This window comes from Pseudomonas gozinkensis (genome assembly GCF_014863585.1).
Classification (GTDB): domain Bacteria; phylum Pseudomonadota; class Gammaproteobacteria; order Pseudomonadales; family Pseudomonadaceae; genus Aquipseudomonas; species Aquipseudomonas gozinkensis.
Window position 1 is genome coordinate 1,331,467 of sequence record NZ_CP062253.1, and the last position, 16,907, is coordinate 1,348,373.

The 16,907-nt window shown below is 59.0% G+C and carries 15 protein-coding genes; 13 read left to right on the forward strand and 2 right to left on the reverse strand.

Features of this window, described 5'->3' with window-relative positions; genetic code table 11:
• Positions 1–142: 142 nt before the first annotated feature.
• Together IHQ43_RS05835 and map are read right to left on the reverse strand one after the other, a co-directional pair.
• A complete protein-coding gene (locus IHQ43_RS05835; RefSeq protein ID WP_192563699.1) occupies positions 143–2,845 on the reverse strand; it encodes a [protein-PII] uridylyltransferase in 2,703 nt (900 codons plus the stop codon).
• Positions 2,846–2,885: 40 nt separating this feature from the next.
• Complete coding sequence (gene map, locus IHQ43_RS05840) at positions 2,886–3,668, reverse strand: type I methionyl aminopeptidase (protein WP_192563700.1); 783 nt, start codon at positions 3,666–3,668, stop codon at positions 2,886–2,888.
• Between the two features lie 374 nt (positions 3,669–4,042).
• On the opposite strand from map, the gene rpsB reads away from it, so the two are divergent.
• The 13 genes from rpsB (at position 4,043) to lpxA (ending at position 16,905) form a co-directional block, all read left to right on the forward strand.
• Positions 4,043–4,780: a 30S ribosomal protein S2 gene (gene rpsB, locus IHQ43_RS05845; protein ID WP_008052780.1), complete on the forward strand. Its 738-nt coding sequence runs from the start codon at positions 4,043–4,045 to the stop codon at positions 4,778–4,780.
• A gap of 190 nt (positions 4,781–4,970) precedes the next feature.
• Complete coding sequence (tsf, locus tag IHQ43_RS05850; RefSeq protein WP_064593783.1) at positions 4,971–5,834, forward strand: translation elongation factor Ts; 864 nt, start codon at positions 4,971–4,973, stop codon at positions 5,832–5,834.
• A 211-nt stretch (positions 5,835–6,045) separates the two neighbouring features.
• The gene (gene pyrH, locus IHQ43_RS05855; protein ID WP_003222124.1) at positions 6,046–6,789 is read left to right on the forward strand and encodes a UMP kinase; all 744 of its coding nucleotides are present in this window, start codon (positions 6,046–6,048) and stop codon (positions 6,787–6,789) included.
• Positions 6,786–7,343: a ribosome recycling factor gene (gene frr / locus IHQ43_RS05860; protein ID WP_007954771.1), complete on the forward strand. Its 558-nt coding sequence runs from the start codon at positions 6,786–6,788 to the stop codon at positions 7,341–7,343. The genes pyrH and frr overlap by 4 nt, the downstream gene beginning before the upstream one ends.
• A 14-nt stretch (positions 7,344–7,357) precedes the next feature.
• Positions 7,358–8,113, forward strand: coding sequence for a polyprenyl diphosphate synthase (gene uppS / locus IHQ43_RS05865; protein ID WP_007954779.1), 756 nt, complete (start codon positions 7,358–7,360; stop codon positions 8,111–8,113).
• Positions 8,113–8,919, forward strand: a complete 807-nt coding sequence (locus tag IHQ43_RS05870) for a phosphatidate cytidylyltransferase (RefSeq protein WP_192563701.1) — start codon at positions 8,113–8,115, stop codon at positions 8,917–8,919. The genes uppS and IHQ43_RS05870 overlap by 1 nt, the downstream gene beginning before the upstream one ends.
• A complete protein-coding gene (gene ispC / locus IHQ43_RS05875; RefSeq protein ID WP_192563702.1) occupies positions 8,916–10,106 on the forward strand; it encodes a 1-deoxy-D-xylulose-5-phosphate reductoisomerase in 1,191 nt (396 codons plus the stop codon). Before IHQ43_RS05870 ends, ispC begins: the two co-directional genes overlap by 4 nt.
• 53 nt (positions 10,107–10,159) lie before the next feature.
• Positions 10,160–11,512, forward strand: a complete 1,353-nt coding sequence (gene rseP / locus IHQ43_RS05880; RefSeq protein WP_192563703.1) for a sigma E protease regulator RseP — start codon at positions 10,160–10,162, stop codon at positions 11,510–11,512.
• A 74-nt stretch (positions 11,513–11,586) separates the two neighbouring features.
• Positions 11,587–13,977, forward strand: coding sequence for an outer membrane protein assembly factor BamA (gene bamA, locus IHQ43_RS05885; protein ID WP_179692501.1), 2,391 nt, complete (start codon positions 11,587–11,589; stop codon positions 13,975–13,977).
• Positions 13,978–14,022: 45 nt separating this feature from the next.
• The gene (locus IHQ43_RS05890; RefSeq protein ID WP_003222140.1) at positions 14,023–14,526 is read left to right on the forward strand and encodes an OmpH/Skp family outer membrane protein; all 504 of its coding nucleotides are present in this window, start codon (positions 14,023–14,025) and stop codon (positions 14,524–14,526) included.
• A 3-nt stretch (positions 14,527–14,529) separates the two neighbouring features.
• Positions 14,530–15,585, forward strand: a complete 1,056-nt coding sequence (lpxD, locus tag IHQ43_RS05895; protein WP_192563704.1) for a UDP-3-O-(3-hydroxymyristoyl)glucosamine N-acyltransferase — start codon at positions 14,530–14,532, stop codon at positions 15,583–15,585.
• A gap of 106 nt (positions 15,586–15,691) precedes the next feature.
• Complete coding sequence (gene fabZ, locus IHQ43_RS05900; RefSeq protein ID WP_003222142.1) at positions 15,692–16,132, forward strand: 3-hydroxyacyl-ACP dehydratase FabZ; 441 nt, start codon at positions 15,692–15,694, stop codon at positions 16,130–16,132.
• Positions 16,129–16,905: an acyl-ACP--UDP-N-acetylglucosamine O-acyltransferase gene (lpxA, locus tag IHQ43_RS05905; RefSeq protein ID WP_192563705.1), complete on the forward strand. Its 777-nt coding sequence runs from the start codon at positions 16,129–16,131 to the stop codon at positions 16,903–16,905. Before fabZ ends, lpxA begins: the two co-directional genes overlap by 4 nt.
• Positions 16,906–16,907 lie beyond the last annotated feature (2 nt).

The following is a 16,907-nucleotide window of genomic DNA, read 5'->3' on the forward strand; positions in this document are numbered from 1 at the left end:
TCGTTCAATGTGGGAGCGAGCTAGCTCCGGGCGGCGAACCGACGAATGCGGTGTATCAGTCGAAAATGATGTTCAATGTGACATCGCATTCGTCGGATCGCCGCCCGGAGCAAGCTCGCTCCCACAGGGGGGAATGGTTGATTCAGATGCTGATGCGCGACAGTTTGATATCGGGTTCCTGATTGACGCTCAACTGTTCGACGATGGCATCCTGCAAACGGCTGCACAGCAGCGGGTCGGACAGTGGTTGATTGTGGGCGTCGGTGATGAAGAACACGTCTTCCACCCGCTCGCCCAGGGTGGCGATCTTGGCGTTCTGCAGCGACAGGTCGAACTCGAGGAAAATCCCGCCGACCCGTGCCAGCAGGCCGGGGCGATCCGGCGCGGTGAGTTCCAGCACCGTCACCGGACGCTGGGCATCGTTGTGGATCGTCACCTGCGGGGCGAACGCAAAATGCTTGAGCTGACGCGGCACCCGACGCTGGATGATCGTCGGGTAGTCGGCGGGGTTGCGCAGCGCTTCGGTCAGACCCTCGCGAATCTGCTTGACCCGGATTGGGTTGTCGCCGATCGAGTCGCCGTCGGTGTCGAGCACGATGTAAGTGTCGAGGGTGAACTGGCTGCTGGACGTGATGACCCGGGCGTCGTGAATGTTCAGGTTGAGCTGGTCCATCGCGGCCACGGTCACGGCGAAGAAGTCGTGCTGGTCCGGTGCATAGATGAAGATCTGCGTGCCGCCCTCAAATTCGCGCTGGGTGGTTTCCTTGATCAGCACCAGCGGACCGCCGTCGGCCGGTTGCTGGAGGATCGCGTCGGTGTGCCAGGCCACGTCGCCGGCGGTGTGGCGCAGGAAGTAGTCGTCGCCCAGTTGCGCCCACAATTGCTCGACGTCATCCGGATCGGTGCCGCCACGTACCAGAATGTCCAACGCTGCGCTCTGGGTCTGGCGGATCTGCTCTTCGCGATCTACCGGGTTCTCCAGGCCACGGCGCAGGGCGCGCTTGGTCTCGGTATAGAGCTGGCGCAACAGGCTGGCGCGCCACGAATTCCACAGGGTCGGGTTGGTCGCGTTGATGTCGGCCACGGTCAGCACGTACAGATAGTCGAGACGGGTTTCGTCACCGACCGCCAGGGCGAAATCATGGATCACCTGCGGGTCGGACAAGTCCTTGCGCTGTGCGGTGGTCGACATCACCAGGTGGTTCTGCACCAGCCAGACGATCAGGCGGCTGTCCCAAACCGGCAGTTGGTGACGCTGGCAGAACGCCTCGGCATCGACCGCGCCGATTTCCGAGTGGTCGCCATGTCGGCCCTTGCCGATGTCGTGATACAGGCCCGCCATATAAATGAGTTCAGGTTTGGGCAGTTTCGCCATGAGCTTGGCGGCCAGCGGGAATTTCTCCGACACCTGGGTGTACTGCAATTTGCGCAGGTGTTTGATCAGGTTCAGCGTGTGCGCATCGACCGTATAGATGTGGAACAGGTCGTGCTGCATTTGCCCGACGATGAAGCCGAACTCCGGCAGATAGCGCCCGAGAATGCCGTAACGGTTCATCCGCCGCAGGTTGCGGTGGATGCCGATCTTGCACTTGAACAGCTCGATGAACAGGCTGGTGTTGCGGATGTCGTTGCGGAAATTGTCGTCGATCAGGTGACGGTTTTCCCGCAGCAGACGAATGGTGTCGGCGCGTACGCCTTTGATTTCCGGCTGCTGGGCCATCAGCACGAAGATCTCGAGCATGGCGAACGGCGTGCGGCGGAATACGTTGTCGTTGCGTGCCTCGATGTAGCCGTCGTGCAACTGGAAGCGCGAGTTGATCGGCTGCGGCGGGGCTTCGTCTTCCGGGGCGAGGATGACTTCCTCGAAGTGCTGGATGATCAGGTCGCTGAGCTGGGCAATGCTCATCACAACGCGGAAGTATTGCTGCATGAAGTTTTCGACAGCCTGTTTGGCGTCGTCGCCTTCAAAACCCAGCAGCCCGGCAATGGTGCGCTGGTGATCGAACAGCAGACGGTCTTCGGAGCGACCGGCGAGCATGTGCAGGGCGTAACGCACCTTCCAGAGGAATTCCTGGGAGGACGCCAGCAGGGCGTTTTCACTTTCGACCAGAAACCCTTCACCGGCCAGCGCGCGCAGGTTCAGGGTGCCGTACTGACGACGGGCCACCCACAGAATCGTCTGAATATCCCGTAGTCCGCCGGGGGAGCCTTTGACGTTGGGTTCCAGGTTGTATTCGGTGTCGTTGTACTTGTGGTGGCGAGCCTTCTGCTCGGCGCGCTTGGCCAGGAAGAACTCCTTGCTCGGCCACATGTGTGCAGTGCTGGTGACGTCGAGCATGCGCTGGCGCAGACGTTCGGGGCCGCAAATGGTGCGGCTTTCCATCAGGTTGGTGACTACCGTCAGGTCGGCGCGCGCCTCTTCGGCGCATTCGTCGACCGAGCGAACGCTCTGACCGACTTCAAGGCCGATATCCCACAGCAGCGTCAGAAAGCGCTCGATGGAATCGCGGAAAATTTCGTGGTCGGCGCTGTCCAGCAGGATCAGCAGGTCGATGTCGGAGTAGGGGTGCAACTCGCCGCGACCGTAGCCGCCGACCGCGACCAGCGCGATGTCGGCGTCTTCACTCCAGTCGAACTGATCCCAGGCCTTTTGCAGGATGTTGTCGACGAACCACGCTCGGTCTTCGATCAGCCGCCGGATGTCGCGACCGGCCCGAAAACGTGCATCGAGCACCTCGCGGGCCTGGCGGATCGCCTTCTTGAACGCCGCGATGGGACTCGCTTTCAGGGCCAGTTCAGCCTGGAACTGGCCGCGGTCGAAGAGTTCGGGATCCACCTGCGGCATCGATTGGCTTTCCTTCTATAGACTGGGAGCGGTGGGTGAATCAGGCCGAGATGCGCGGGATTGTATCGTCGCTGCGCAGGGTGAAGATCTCGTAGCCGGTGTCGGTGACAAGCAAAGTGTGTTCCCACTGGGCAGACAGCTTGCGGTCCTTGGTGATCGCGGTCCAGCCGTCGCCCAGTACCTTGGTGTCGGCCTTGCCCTGGTTGATCATCGGCTCGATGGTGAAGGTCATGCCGGCCTTCAGTTCCATGCCGGTGCCAGCGCGGCCGTAATGCAGGATCTGCGGCTCTTCGTGGAACACCTTGCCGATGCCGTGGCCGCAGAACTCACGCACCACCGAGAAACCGTTCTTTTCCGCGTGCTTCTGAATGATTTCGCCGATGTCACCGAGGCGGCAGCCGGGTTTGACGATCTCGATCGCCTTGTACATGCATTCCTGGGTGACCTGCGACAGGCGCTCGGCCCAGACCGGTACGGTGCCGACGTGGAACATGCGGCTGGTGTCGCCGTGGTAGCCGTCCTTGATCACGGTGACGTCGATGTTCAGGGTGTCGCCGTTTTTCAGCGGCTTGTCGTTCGGGATGCCGTGGCAGACCACGTGGTTGATCGAAGTGCAGATCGACTTCGGGTAGCCCTTGTAGTTGAGCGGGGCAGGGATGGCCTGCTGCACGTTGACGATGTAGTCGTGGCAGATCTGGTTCAGCTCATCGGTGGTCACGCCCGGCTTGACGTGCTCGGCAATCATTTCCAGCACATCGGCGGCCAGTTTGCCGGCGACACGCATCGCGGCGATGTCCTCGGGGGTTTTGAGGGTGACGGTCATACAGGCTCTCTCTGCGCTCGGCGGCGCTTGCTGATACGGACAGGGGCGCGGCTGTTGATTTGGCGGCCCCGAAAAACGCGATTCTAACAGACCAAAGGCGCAAATCCGCGCCCGCGTGCATCGCTTCTCTCGATACAATGCGGTGCATTGTCCCGATTCCAAGGGGCTGGCGCGCATGTCCCTGACGCGATTGCAGATTCCGGGTTCCGTTTGCGTCGCCCCTGTGGTATAAAATGCGCCGCTTTCCGGGGATAGCCCCGAGAGCATTAACCCACACACGTGTCGACACGATGGCCTGGGTGCCGTTGATCCTCGGATCAATGGTTGGTCATTGGGATACGTGGAGGCCCAACCCGACTTATCAAGGAACTATCATGTCCCAAGTCAACATGCGCGATATGCTGAAGGCCGGTGTGCACTTCGGTCACCAAACCCGTTACTGGAATCCGAAAATGGGTAAATACATTTTCGGCGCGCGTAACAAGATTCACATCATCAACCTTGAAAAAACCCTGCCAATGTTCAACGAAGCTCTGACTTTCGTAGAGCGTCTGGCCCAGGGCAAAAACAAGATTCTGTTCGTCGGCACCAAGCGTTCCGCTGGCAAGATCGTTGCTGAAGAAGCAGCACGTTGCGGTTCGCCGTACGTCGATCACCGCTGGTTGGGCGGCATGCTGACCAACTTCAAGACCATTCGTGCTTCCATCAAGCGTCTGCGTGACCTTGAAGTACAAGCCGAAGACGGTACTTTCGCCAAGCTGACCAAGAAAGAAGCGCTGATGCGCACTCGCGATCTTGAGAAGCTGGACCGCTCCCTGGGCGGCATCAAGGACATGGGCGGTCTGCCAGACGCACTGTTCGTGATCGACGTTGACCACGAGCGCATCGCGATCACCGAAGCCAACAAGCTGGGCATCCCGGTCATCGGCGTTGTCGATACCAACAGCAGCCCGGAAGGCGTTGACTACATCATCCCAGGCAACGATGACGCTATCCGCGCTATCCAGCTGTACATGGGTTCGATGGCTGACGCAGTGATCCGCGGTCGCAACAACGTTGCTGGCGGCACTGTAGAATTCGCAGCTGAAGAAACTCAGGCTGCAGCTGAGTAATTGACGCCCTGGCGTTGACTCAGTAAGCAAAAAGGGGGCTTGGCCCCCTTTTTGCCACCTCGAAAACCATCTGTCGGCAGCGCAGCTACAGCATCTGTAACGTGCAGCGGCTACAAACAGGTTCGGGAAGAATTGAACGCCCGTTCGATCGGGTGGAATGGTTGAAAACCTATCCAAGAGGAATTTGAAAATGGCAGCAATTACTGCAGCGTTGGTCAAAGAACTGCGCGAGCGTACCGGCGAAGGCATGATGGATTGCAAGAAGGCCCTGGAAAAGGCTGGCGGCGACATCGAAAAAGCCATTGATGACATGCGTGCTTCGGGCGCCATCAAGGCTGCCAAGAAAGCCGGCAACGTTGCCGCTGAAGGCGCTATCGCCATCAAGGACGACGGCAAGGCTGCCGTTCTGATCGAAGTCAACTCGCAGACCGACTTCCTGGCTCTGCAGGACGACTTCAAAAACTTCGTTGCTGCCAGCGTCGACAAGGCATTCGCTGACAAGCTGACCGACGCAGCTCCGCTGATCGCTTCTCAAGAAGCTGCTCGCGAAGCACTGGTTGCCAAAGTAGGCGAGAACGTGAACATCCGTCGTCTGGTGCGCGTAGAAGGCGACGTAGTCGGCACCTACCTGCACGGCAACAAGATCGGTGTTGCTGTTGTCCTGAAAGGCGGCGACGTCGAGCTGGCCAAAGATATCGCAATGCACGTTGCTGCAAGCAACCCTGAGTTCCTGCTGCCTTCGCAAGTCTCCGACGAAGCGATCGAGCGTGAAAAGGCTGTGTTCCTGCAGCTGAACGAAGAAAAAATCAAAGGCAAACCAGAAAATATTGTTGAGAACATGGTCAAGGGCCGTATCAGCAAGTTCCTGGCAGAGGCGAGCCTGGTTGAGCAGGCGTTCGTCAAGAACCCTGAAATCAAGGTTGGCGAGCTGGCCAAGAAAGGCGGCGCTGAAATCGTTTCCTTCACCTACTTCAAAGTAGGCGAAGGCATCGAGAAGCCGGTCGACAACTTCGCTGAAGAAGTTGCTGCCCAGCTGGCTGCCGCCAAGCAATAAGACGGTTTTTCAACTGTCGCCCGAAAGAGGCTGCCCGCTCACGCGCGCAGCCTCTTTTCAGATAGGGTTACCAATTTTTAATTGGTTTCCCCTTGGAACTGACTTACAAAGCCATGTTCCGATGGCGCTGAAGCAGCGCCAAGCTAGAGTGAACGCCAGCTGTAAACAGCTCGCAAAGAATTTTTAAAATACGCCGCAGGAGAGATTCGCAATGGCTCAGCAGGGCAGTGGTTATCAGGCTCGCTATAAACGCATTCTACTCAAGCTTAGCGGCGAGGCCCTGATGGGCTCGGAAGAGTTCGGGATCGATCCGAAAGTGCTCGATCGCATGGCGCTGGAAGTCGGCCAACTGGTCGGTATCGGCGTTCAGGTCGGTCTGGTGATCGGTGGTGGCAACCTGTTCCGCGGTGAAGCGCTGAGCAAGGCCGGCATGGATCGGGTCACGGGCGACCACATGGGCATGCTGGCCACTGTGATGAACGCCCTGGCCATGCGCGATGCGCTGGAACGTGCCAATATCTCGGCCATCGTGATGTCGGCCATTTCCATGGTCGGTGTGACCGATCACTATGACCGTCGCAAGGCCATGCGCCACCTGAACTCCAAGGACGTGGTGATTTTCGCGGCCGGCACCGGCAATCCGTTCTTTACCACGGATTCGGCAGCCTGCCTGCGCGCCATTGAAATCGACGCCGATGTCGTGCTCAAGGCGACCAAGGTCGATGGCGTCTACACCGCTGACCCGTTCAAAGACCCGCATGCCGAGAAGTTCGATCATCTGACATACGATGAAGTACTGGATCGCAAGCTGGGTGTAATGGATCTGACGGCTATCTGCCTGTGCCGCGATCACAAGATGCCGCTGCGCGTATTTAACATGAACAAGCCCGGTGCCCTGCTGAACATTGTGCACGGCGGCGCAGAAGGGACTTTGATCGAGGAAGGCCAACAATGATCAACGAAATCAAGAAAGACGCCCAAGCGCGTATGCAGAAATCCCTGGAGTCTCTGAACCACGCGTTCGGCCAGATTCGTACCGGCAAGGCTCACCCGAGCATCCTCGGCAGTGTCATGGTGCCTTACTACGGCACTGACACTCCGCTGAGCGGCGTTGCCAACGTCACCGTGAAAGACTCGCGCACCCTGCAGGTCGTGGCATTCGAGCGCAACATGCTTGCTGCCGTCGACAAGGCAATCCAGAGCGCCGGTCTGAACCTCAACCCGACCAACCTGGGTGAGTTGCTGTTGATCCCTATGCCGGCCCTCACCGAGGAAACGCGTAAAGGCTTCACCAAGCAGGCGCGTAGCGCTGCTGAAGACGCGCGTGTTGCCGTGCGCAATATTCGTCGTGATGCCTTGGGCGAGCTCAAGAAACTGGTCAAGGACAAGGAAATCAGCGAAGACGAAGAGCGTCGTGCAATCGCTGATATCGATAAGCTGACCAAAGAATCCGAGGCCCAGATCACCAAGGCCACGGACGAAAAAGAAAAAGACCTGATGGCCGTATAAGGGTCGAGCTTTAAATGGACAAGACCAAGCAGACTGCGCCGTCCGCGGTGCCGCGCCATGTCGCGATCATCATGGATGGCAATAATCGCTGGGCGAAAAAACGCTTCATGCCAGGTGTCGCCGGGCATAAAGCGGGCGTGGACGCTGTGCGGGCGGTGATCGAAGTGTGTGCCGAGGCCAAGGTCGAGGTGCTCACCCTGTTCGCATTTTCCAGTGAAAACTGGCAGCGTCCGGCCGATGAGGTCAGCGCCTTGATGGATCTGTTCTTCAAGGCACTGCGTCGTGAAGCCAAGCGCCTGAACGACAACAACATCAGTCTGCGCATCATTGGCGACCGTACGCGGTTCCATCCGGAGCTTCAGGCAGCCATGCGTGAGGCTGAAGCGATGACCGCCGGTGCCAACCGTTTCATCCTGCAGATCGCCGCCAACTACGGCGGTCAGTGGGACATCGCGCAAGCGGCGCAGCGACTGGCTCGTGAGGTCCAGGCGGGACATCTGCGGCCGGAAGACATCACGCCGGATCTGCTGCAGACCTGTCTGGTCACCGGTGATCTGCCGTTGCCCGACTTGTGCATCCGCACCGGTGGCGAACACCGCATCAGCAACTTCCTTTTGTGGCAGCTGGCTTACGCCGAGTTGTACTTCTCCGACCTGTTCTGGCCGGACTTCAAACACGAAGCCATGCGCAATGCGCTGGCCGATTTCGCTTTGCGCCAGCGCCGCTTCGGTAAAACGAGCGAGCAGGTCGAAGCTGGAGCCCGGGTTTAATGCTTAAACAACGCATCATCACTGCACTGATTCTGCTGCCGATCGCTCTGGGCGGTTTTTTCCTGCTCGAAGGTTCCGGGTTTGCCTTGTTCATCGGTCTGGTCGTGAGTCTGGGCGCCTGGGAATGGGCGCGTCTGGCCGGCTTCACCGCGCAGCCATTTCGTGTCGGCTACGCGGCGGTGGTCGCGCTGATGCTGTTCGTCATGTACATCCTCCCGGGGCTGGCGCCCTGGGTGCTGGGCGCTTCGGTGATCTGGTGGGCATTGGCGACCTGGCTGGTATTGACATACCCGCGCTCCAGTGAGCACTGGTCCAGTGCTGCCACCAAACTGGTGATCGGTTTGCTGATTCTGTTGCCTGCCTGGCAAGGGCTGGTGCTGATCAAGCAGTACCCGCTCGGTAACTGGCTGATCATGGCGGTGATGGTGCTGGTGTGGGGCGCTGACATCGGGGCGTATTTCTCCGGTCGAGCATTCGGCAAACGCAAGCTGGCGCCGCAAGTCAGTCCCGGTAAAAGCTGGGAAGGCGTATATGGTGGTCTGGCGTTGAGTCTGGTCATTACCACGCTGGTGGCTCTGTTCCGTGACTGGACGGTGGCGCAACTGTTCAAGGGTTTGATCGGTGCTGCAGTGATCGTATTCATCTCGGTGGTAGGCGACCTGACCGAAAGCATGTTCAAGCGTCAGTCCGGCATCAAGGACAGCAGTAATCTGCTGCCTGGTCACGGTGGCGTGCTGGATCGCATCGACAGCCTGACGGCGGCGATCCCGGTCTTTGCGGTGCTGTTGTGGATGGCGGCGTCGTGAGTCGCCCGCAGCAGATTACCGTCCTGGGGGCAACCGGTTCGATCGGTCTGAGCACCCTTGATGTCATCGCTCGTCATCCGGAGCGTTATCAGGCTTTCGCCCTGAGCGGTTTCACGCGTCTGAGTGAATTGTTTGCCCTGTGTGTTCGTCATCTCCCGAAATATGCAGTAGTGCCGGAAGCCGGCGCTGCTCGCAGCCTGCAGGACGATTTGCGTGCGGCAGGCCTGTCGACGCAGGTGTTGGTCGGCGAGGAAGGCTTGTGTCAGGTCGCTGCTGCGCCGGAGGTGGATGCTGTCATGGCCGCCATCGTCGGCGCGGCCGGCCTGCGCCCGACTCTTGCGGCTGTCGAGGCGGGCAAGAAGATTCTTCTGGCCAACAAGGAAGCGCTGGTCATGTCCGGCGCCTTGTTCATGCAGGCTGTGCGTAAAAGCGGTTCGGTCCTGCTGCCGATTGACAGTGAGCACAACGCGATTTTCCAGTGCATGCCGCAGGACTTTGCTCGTGGGCTGAGCAATGTTGGAGTCCGTCGGATTTTGCTGACAGCTTCTGGTGGCCCTTTCCGGCAGACGCCGATGGCCGAGCTGGCGCATGTTTCACCCGATCAGGCGTGTGCTCACCCGAACTGGTCGATGGGCCGCAAGATATCCGTGGATTCGGCCAGCATGATGAACAAGGGGCTCGAGTTGATCGAAGCCTGCTGGTTGTTCGATGCCAAGCCTTCGCAAGTCCAAGTGGTGATTCATCCCCAGAGCGTGATTCATTCGCTGGTCGACTATGTGGACGGTTCGGTACTGGCGCAGTTGGGTAATCCCGACATGCGCACACCGATTGCCAATGCACTGGCGTGGCCTGAACGCATTGACTCGGGCGTGGCGCCGCTGGATCTGTTCGCTGTCGCGCGCCTGGACTTCGAAGCCCCCGACGAAGATCGCTTCCCATGTCTGCGTCTGGCACGGCAAGCTGCCGAAGCGGGAAACAGCGCACCAGCCATGCTCAACGCGGCGAATGAAGTGGCGGTTGCTGCGTTTCTCGACGGGCGGGTTCGCTATCTGGAAATCGCGAGTATCATCGAGGAAGTCTTGAATCTCGAGCCAGTTGTGGCGTTGAACGATCTCGAAGCGGTGTTTACCGCTGACGCGACTGCTCGGACATTGGCCGTACAGTGGCTGACTCGACACGGCCGATAGGTCTTGCAACACATGGCTTCACGCGGCACTGGACAGGATTGCGGAGAAAGTAGATGAGCGCGCTCTATATGATTGCCGGCACCCTGATCGCTCTGGGTGTGCTGGTTACCTTTCACGAATTCGGCCACTTCTGGGTCGCGCGTCGCTGTGGCGTCAAGGTTCTGCGTTTCTCCGTGGGCTTCGGCATGCCACTGCTGCGCTGGCACGACAAGCAGGGTACCGAATTCGTGGTCGCGGCCATTCCGCTGGGTGGCTACGTCAAGATGCTCGACGAGCGCGAAGGCGAAGTGCCGGCCGATCAAGTTCATCAGTCATTCAATCGCAAGTCCGTGCGTCAGCGTATCGCTATCGTCGCGGCCGGCCCTGTAGCCAACTTCCTGCTCGCGCTGGTGTTTTTCTGGGTGCTGGCCATGCTCGGCAGCGAGCAGATTCGCCCGGTCATCGGTTCGGTGGAGTCCGGCAGCATCGCCGCAACGGCTGGACTGAGCGCCGGTCAGGAAATCGTTGCGATCGACGGTGAGCCGACCTCGGGGTGGGCTGCGGTCAACCTTCAGCTGGTGCGGCGTCTGGGGGAAAGCGGCTCACTGCAAATGCTGGTGCGCGATCAGGGTTCCACGGCGGATTCGCCTCGTGTGCTGGCACTCGATAAATGGCTCAAGGGGGCTGACGAGCCGGATCCGATTCGCTCTCTCGGCATTCGCCCTTGGCGCCCGGCATTGCCGCCGGTGCTGGCCGAACTCGATCCGAAAGGTCCGGCACAGGCAGCCGGGCTGAAAACCGGCGATCGTCTGCTGACGCTGGATGGCAAGGGGCTGGATGACTGGCAGCAGGTGGTCGACACCGTTCGTACGCGTCCTGATACCAAAATCGTGCTGCGCGTCGAGCGCGACGGTGTTCAAATCGATGTCCCTGTGACACTGGCCGCGCGTGGCGAGAAGGCGTCGCCAAGCGGTTACCTGGGGGCGGGTGTGAAGGCTGTCGACTGGCCGCCGGAAATGATTCGCGAGGTCAGCTATGGGCCTTTGGCGGCGATTGGCGAGGGTGCCCGTCGTACCTGGACCATGAGCGTCCTGACGCTGGATTCACTGAAGAAAATGCTCTTCGGCGAGCTCTCGGTAAAAAACTTGAGTGGACCGATAACCATTGCTAAAGTGGCGGGCGCTTCTGCCCAGTCGGGCGTCGCTGATTTCCTGAATTTCCTTGCTTATCTGAGTATTAGCCTGGGGGTTCTGAATTTGCTGCCCATTCCTGTACTGGATGGGGGGCATTTGTTGTTTTATCTGATCGAGTGGGCGCGTGGTCGTCCCTTGTCGGATCGGGTGCAAGGTTGGGGGATACAGATCGGTATCAGTTTGGTGGTCGGAGTGATGTTGCTTGCTCTGGTCAACGATCTGGGTCGTCTGTAACGCTTCGCTGAATTGCGAATCTGCCGCATTTTGCGGCAGTTTGTTTATTGCCAGTTGGAATAAGAAAGGACTTCATGAAACGTCTGCTGCTAACTGCGGTTCTCACCGTATTGATGATCGCCGAAGTTCACGCCGAGTCCTTCACTATCTCTGATATTCGCGTCAATGGCCTCCAGCGGGTCTCCGCGGGTAGTGTCTTTGGTGCCTTGCCGTTGAACGTCGGCGAGCAGGCGGATGATCGTCGCCTGGTGGAATCCACTCGTGCGTTGTTCAAAACCGGTTTCTTTCAAGATATCCAGCTGGGCCGCGAAGGCAACGTTCTGGTGATCACTGTCGTCGAACGTCCGTCGGTTGCCAGCATCGAGATCGAAGGCAACAAGGCGATCTCCACCGAAGACCTGATGAAAGGCCTCAAGCAATCCGGTCTGGCCGAAGGCGAGATTTTCCAGCGCGCGACCCTCGAAGGCGTACGTAACGAGCTGCAACGTCAATACGTTGCACAGGGCCGTTACTCGGCTACCGTCGATACCGAAGTGGTCTCGCAGCCGCGCAACCGTGTCGGCCTGAAAGTGAAGATCAACGAAGGCACCGTCGCAGCCATTCAGCACATCAACGTGGTGGGCAACACGGTTTTCCCCGAGGAAGACCTGACCGACCTGTTCGAACTGAAAACCACCAACTGGCTGTCGTTCTTCAAGAACGACGACAAGTACGCCCGTGAAAAACTGTCCGGTGACCTGGAGCGTCTGCGTTCCTACTACCTGGACCGTGGCTATATCAACATGGATATCGCTTCGACCCAGGTGTCCATCACCCCGGACAAGAAGCACGTCTACATCACCGTCAACGTCAACGAAGGCGAGAAGTACACCGTTCGTGACGTCAAGCTCAGCGGTGACCTGAAAGTCCCTGAGGACCAGGTCAAGTCGCTGTTGCTGGTGCAGAAAGGCCAGGTCTTCTCGCGCAAGCTGATGACCACCACATCCGAACTGATTACCCGTCGTCTTGGTAACGAGGGTTATACCTTCGCCAACGTCAACGGCGTGCCACAACCGCACGACGAAGATCACACCGTCGATATCCTGTTTGCTGTCGATCCGGGCAAGCGTGCCTACGTCAACCGCATCAACTTCCGTGGCAACACCAAGTCCGAGGACGAGGTGCTGCGTCGTGAAATGCGTCAGATGGAAGGTGGCTGGGCTTCGACCTACCTGATCGACCAGTCCAAGACTCGTCTGGAACGTCTGGGCTTCTTCAAGGAAGTCAACGTCGAAACCCCGGCCGTGCCAGGTGTCGACGACCAGGTTGATGTGAACTACAGCGTTGAAGAGCAGGCTTCCGGTTCGATCACCGCCAGCGTCGGTTTCGCCCAGAGCGCCGGTCTGATCCTCGGTGGTTCGATCACTCAGAACAACTTCCTCGGTACCGGTAACCGCGTCAGCGTCGGCCTGACCCGCAGCGAATACCAGAGCCGCTACAACTTCGGCTATGTTGACCCCTACTGGACCGCCGATGGCGTGAGCCTGGGTTACAACGCGTTCTATCGCACCACCGACTACAAAGACCTCGACGTTGACGTAGCGAGCTATGCGGTTGACAGCCTGGGCGCCGGCGTAAACGTGGGCTACCCGATCAGCGAGACTTCGCGTCTGACCTTCGGCCTGTCCGCTCAGCAGGACAAGATCAAGACCGGTCAGTACACCGTTGACGAGATTTTCGACTTCGTTAAGCGTGAAGGCGATAACTACCTGAACTTCAAGGCTTCGGCCGGTTGGTCCGAGTCGACCCTGAACAAGGGTGTGTTGCCAACCCGTGGTCGCTCCCAGAGCCTGACCCTGGAAACCACCATTCCAGGCAGCGACCTGTCGTTCTTCAAGCTCGATTATCGTGGCCAGTTGTTCCAGCCTCTGAGCGAGAACTACACCATGCGCCTGCACACCGAACTGGGTTATGGCGATGGTTATGGTTCGACCGACGGCTTGCCGTTCTATGAAAACTACTATGCTGGTGGTTTCAACTCGGTTCGTGGCTTCAAGGACAGTACCCTCGGTCCGCGCAGTACGCCTAGCCGTGGCGTGGGTGTAACCGGTAACGCCGGTACGCTTGCCGACCCGGATCAGGATCCGCTGCCGTTCGGTGGTAACGTGTTGATCCAGGGTGGTGTCGAGGTGTTGTTCCCGCTGCCATTCGTCAAGGATCAGCGTTCCCTGCGTACTTCGGTATTCTGGGACGTGGGTAACGTATTTGACTCCAAGTGCGAGAAGACTACCAACGCGACTGTCGGTTCGACTTCTGCCACTCAGTGCAACGACATCAGCCTCAGCAACATGGCCAGCTCCGTCGGTGTCGGCGTGACCTGGGTCACCGCACTGGGCCCGCTGAGTTTTGCACTGGCGATGCCGATCAAGAAACCGGATGACGCTGAAACTCAAGTGTTCCAATTCTCCCTCGGCCAGACGTTCTAAGCGTCTGACCCAAGATAACGACAATGGATTTTGTAGGAGTGCATCGTGCGTAAGTTGACTCAATTGGTTCTCCTGGCCTCCGTACTGGTGGCAGGCCCGGCATTTGCCGACATGAAAATCGCCGTTCTGAACTATCAGATGGCTCTGCTGGAATCCGACGCGGCCAAGAAGTACGCCGTGGATGCCGAGAAGAAGTTCGGTCCTCAACTGACCAAACTCAAGACCCTCGAAAGCAGCGCCAAGGGCATTCAGGATCGTCTGATGGCCGGTGGCGACAAGATGCAGCAAGGCGAACGCGAGCGTCTGGAGCTGGAGTTCAAGCAAAAGGCGCGTGACTTCCAGTTCCAGTCCAAGGAGCTGAACGAAGCCAAGGCTGTTGCCGACCGCGAAATGCTCAAGCAACTGAAGCCGAAACTGGATAGCGCAGTGGAAGAAGTCATCAAGAAAGGTGGTTTTGACCTGGTGTTCGAGCGTGGCGCAGTCATTGATGTCAAACCTCAGTACGACATCACGCGCCAGGTTATCGAGCGCATGAATCAGCTGAAGTAACCCATGACCGTGACCATCAAGCTCGGCCAGTTGGCCGAGTTCCTCGGCGCCACCCTGAGTGGCGACCCCGAGAAGCAAATCACTGGGCTAGCCACCTTGCAGGAGGCTGGCCCAGCTCAGTTGAGCTTTCTGGCAAACCCCCAATACCGTAAATACCTGGCAGGCTCGCAAGCCGCAGCCCTGTTGCTCAAGGCTGCCGACGCCGAAGGTTATGCCGGTAATGCGCTGGTGGTGCCGGATCCTTACCTGGCTTACGCACGCATTTCCCATCTGTTCGATCCGAAACCCAAGGCTGTTGCCGGCGTTCATCCGACTGCCGTGATCGCCGAGGATGCCGTGGTCGATCCGAGCGCCAGTATCGGTCCGTTCGTGGTGATCGAAGCCGGTGTGCGAATCGGTGCGGACGTGACGCTCGGTGCGCATTGCGTGGTCGGTGCCCGCAGCGAAATCGGTGAGGGCGGCTGGCTGGCCCCGCGAGTCACGCTGTATCACGATGTGCGGATCGGCAAGCGTGTAGTGATCCAGTCCGGTGCCGTGCTCGGCGGTGAAGGCTTCGGCTTTGCCAACGAGAAGGGCATCTGGCAGAAAATCGCCCAGATCGGTGGCGTGACCATCGGCGACGATGTGGAGATCGGCGTGAATACCGCCATCGACCGCGGTGCGTTGGCCGATACCGTGATCGGCAACGGCGTGAAGCTCGACAACCAGATTCAGATCGCCCACAACGTACAGGTCGGTGATCACACCGCCATGGCAGCGTGCGTGGGGATTTCCGGCAGCACCAAAATCGGCAAGCACTGCATGCTCGCCGGCGGTGTTGGTCTGGTTGGGCACATCGATATTTGCGACAACGTATTCCTGACCGGGATGACCATGGTGACCCACTCGATTACCGAGCCGGGTGCCTATTCTTCCGGCACAGCTATGCAGCCTGCGGCCGAGTGGCGCAAAAGCGCGGCCCGTATTCGTCAGCTCGATGACATCGCGCGACGTTTGAAACAGCTGGAAAAGCGGTCCGGGGAAGTGACCCCCGACGGTAATGCTTCATCTGAAGGCTGATACCATTTCCATATCAAGTGTGCACAGCCTCTGGACTGCCTCCTTGATTTGCTAGAGGAGTGCGCGTCAGTCGCGCTCCCAATCTTTACATAGGCTTCCCCCCGAAATGATGGACATCAACGAGATTCGCGAATACCTGCCTCACCGTTACCCGTTCCTGCTGGTGGACCGGGTAGTGGAGCTGGATACGGAAGGCAAGCGCATTCGCGCCTACAAGAATGTCAGCATCAACGAGCCGTTCTTCAACGGTCACTTCCCAGCGCACCCGATCATGCCGGGCGTACTGATCATCGAAGCCATGGCTCAGGCTGCCGGGATCCTCGGTTTCAAGATGCTTGACGTGAAACCGGCCGACGGCACCCTTTACTACTTCGTCGGTTCCGACAAGCTGCGCTTCCGCCAGCCGGTGCTGCCGGGTGATCAATTGATCCTCGAAGCCAAGTTCATCAGCTGCAAGCGTCAGATCTGGAAGTTCGAATGCCAGGCTTCGGTCGATGGCAAACCGGTCTGCTCGGCTGAAATCATCTGTGCGGAACGCAAGCTATGAGTTTGATTGACCCTCGCGCAATCATCGATCCGTCGGCCGTCCTGGCTGACGGCGTCGAGGTCGGCCCGTGGTCGATCATCGGTGCAGGTGTGGAAATCGGCGAGGGAACGGTCATCGGGCCACACGTGATCCTCAAAGGTCCGACCCGTATCGGCAAGCACAACCGCATCTACCAGTTTTCCTCGGTAGGCGAAGACACGCCGGACCTGAAATACAAGGGCGAAGAAACCCGCCTGGTGATCGGTGACCACAACGTCATCCGCGAAGGCGTGACGATTCACCGTGGCACCGTTCAGGATCGTTCCGAAACGACCCTGGGTGATCACAACCTGATCATGGCCTACGCCCACATCGGACATGACAGCGTCATCGGCAACCACTGCATTCTGGTCAACAACACCGCACTGGCCGGCCATGTGCATGTTGATGACTGGGCAATCCTGTCCGGTTTCACCCTGGTGCATCAGTATTGCCACATCGGCGCCCACAGCTTTTCCGGCATGGGTACGGCTATCGGCAAGGATGTTCCGGCGTTCGTCACGGTGTTCGGCAACCCGGCCGAAGCGCGCAGCATGAACTTCGAGGGCATGCGCCGTCGCGGTTTCAGCGAAGACGCCATTCACGCCCTGCGTCGTGCGTACAAAACGGTGTATCGCCAGGGACTCACCGTCGAGCAGGCGCTGGCCGAACTGGCCGATCCGTCCGCGCAGTTCCCGGAAGTCGCAATGTTCCGTGACTCCATCCAGTCGTCGACCCGCGGCATCACCCGCTGACC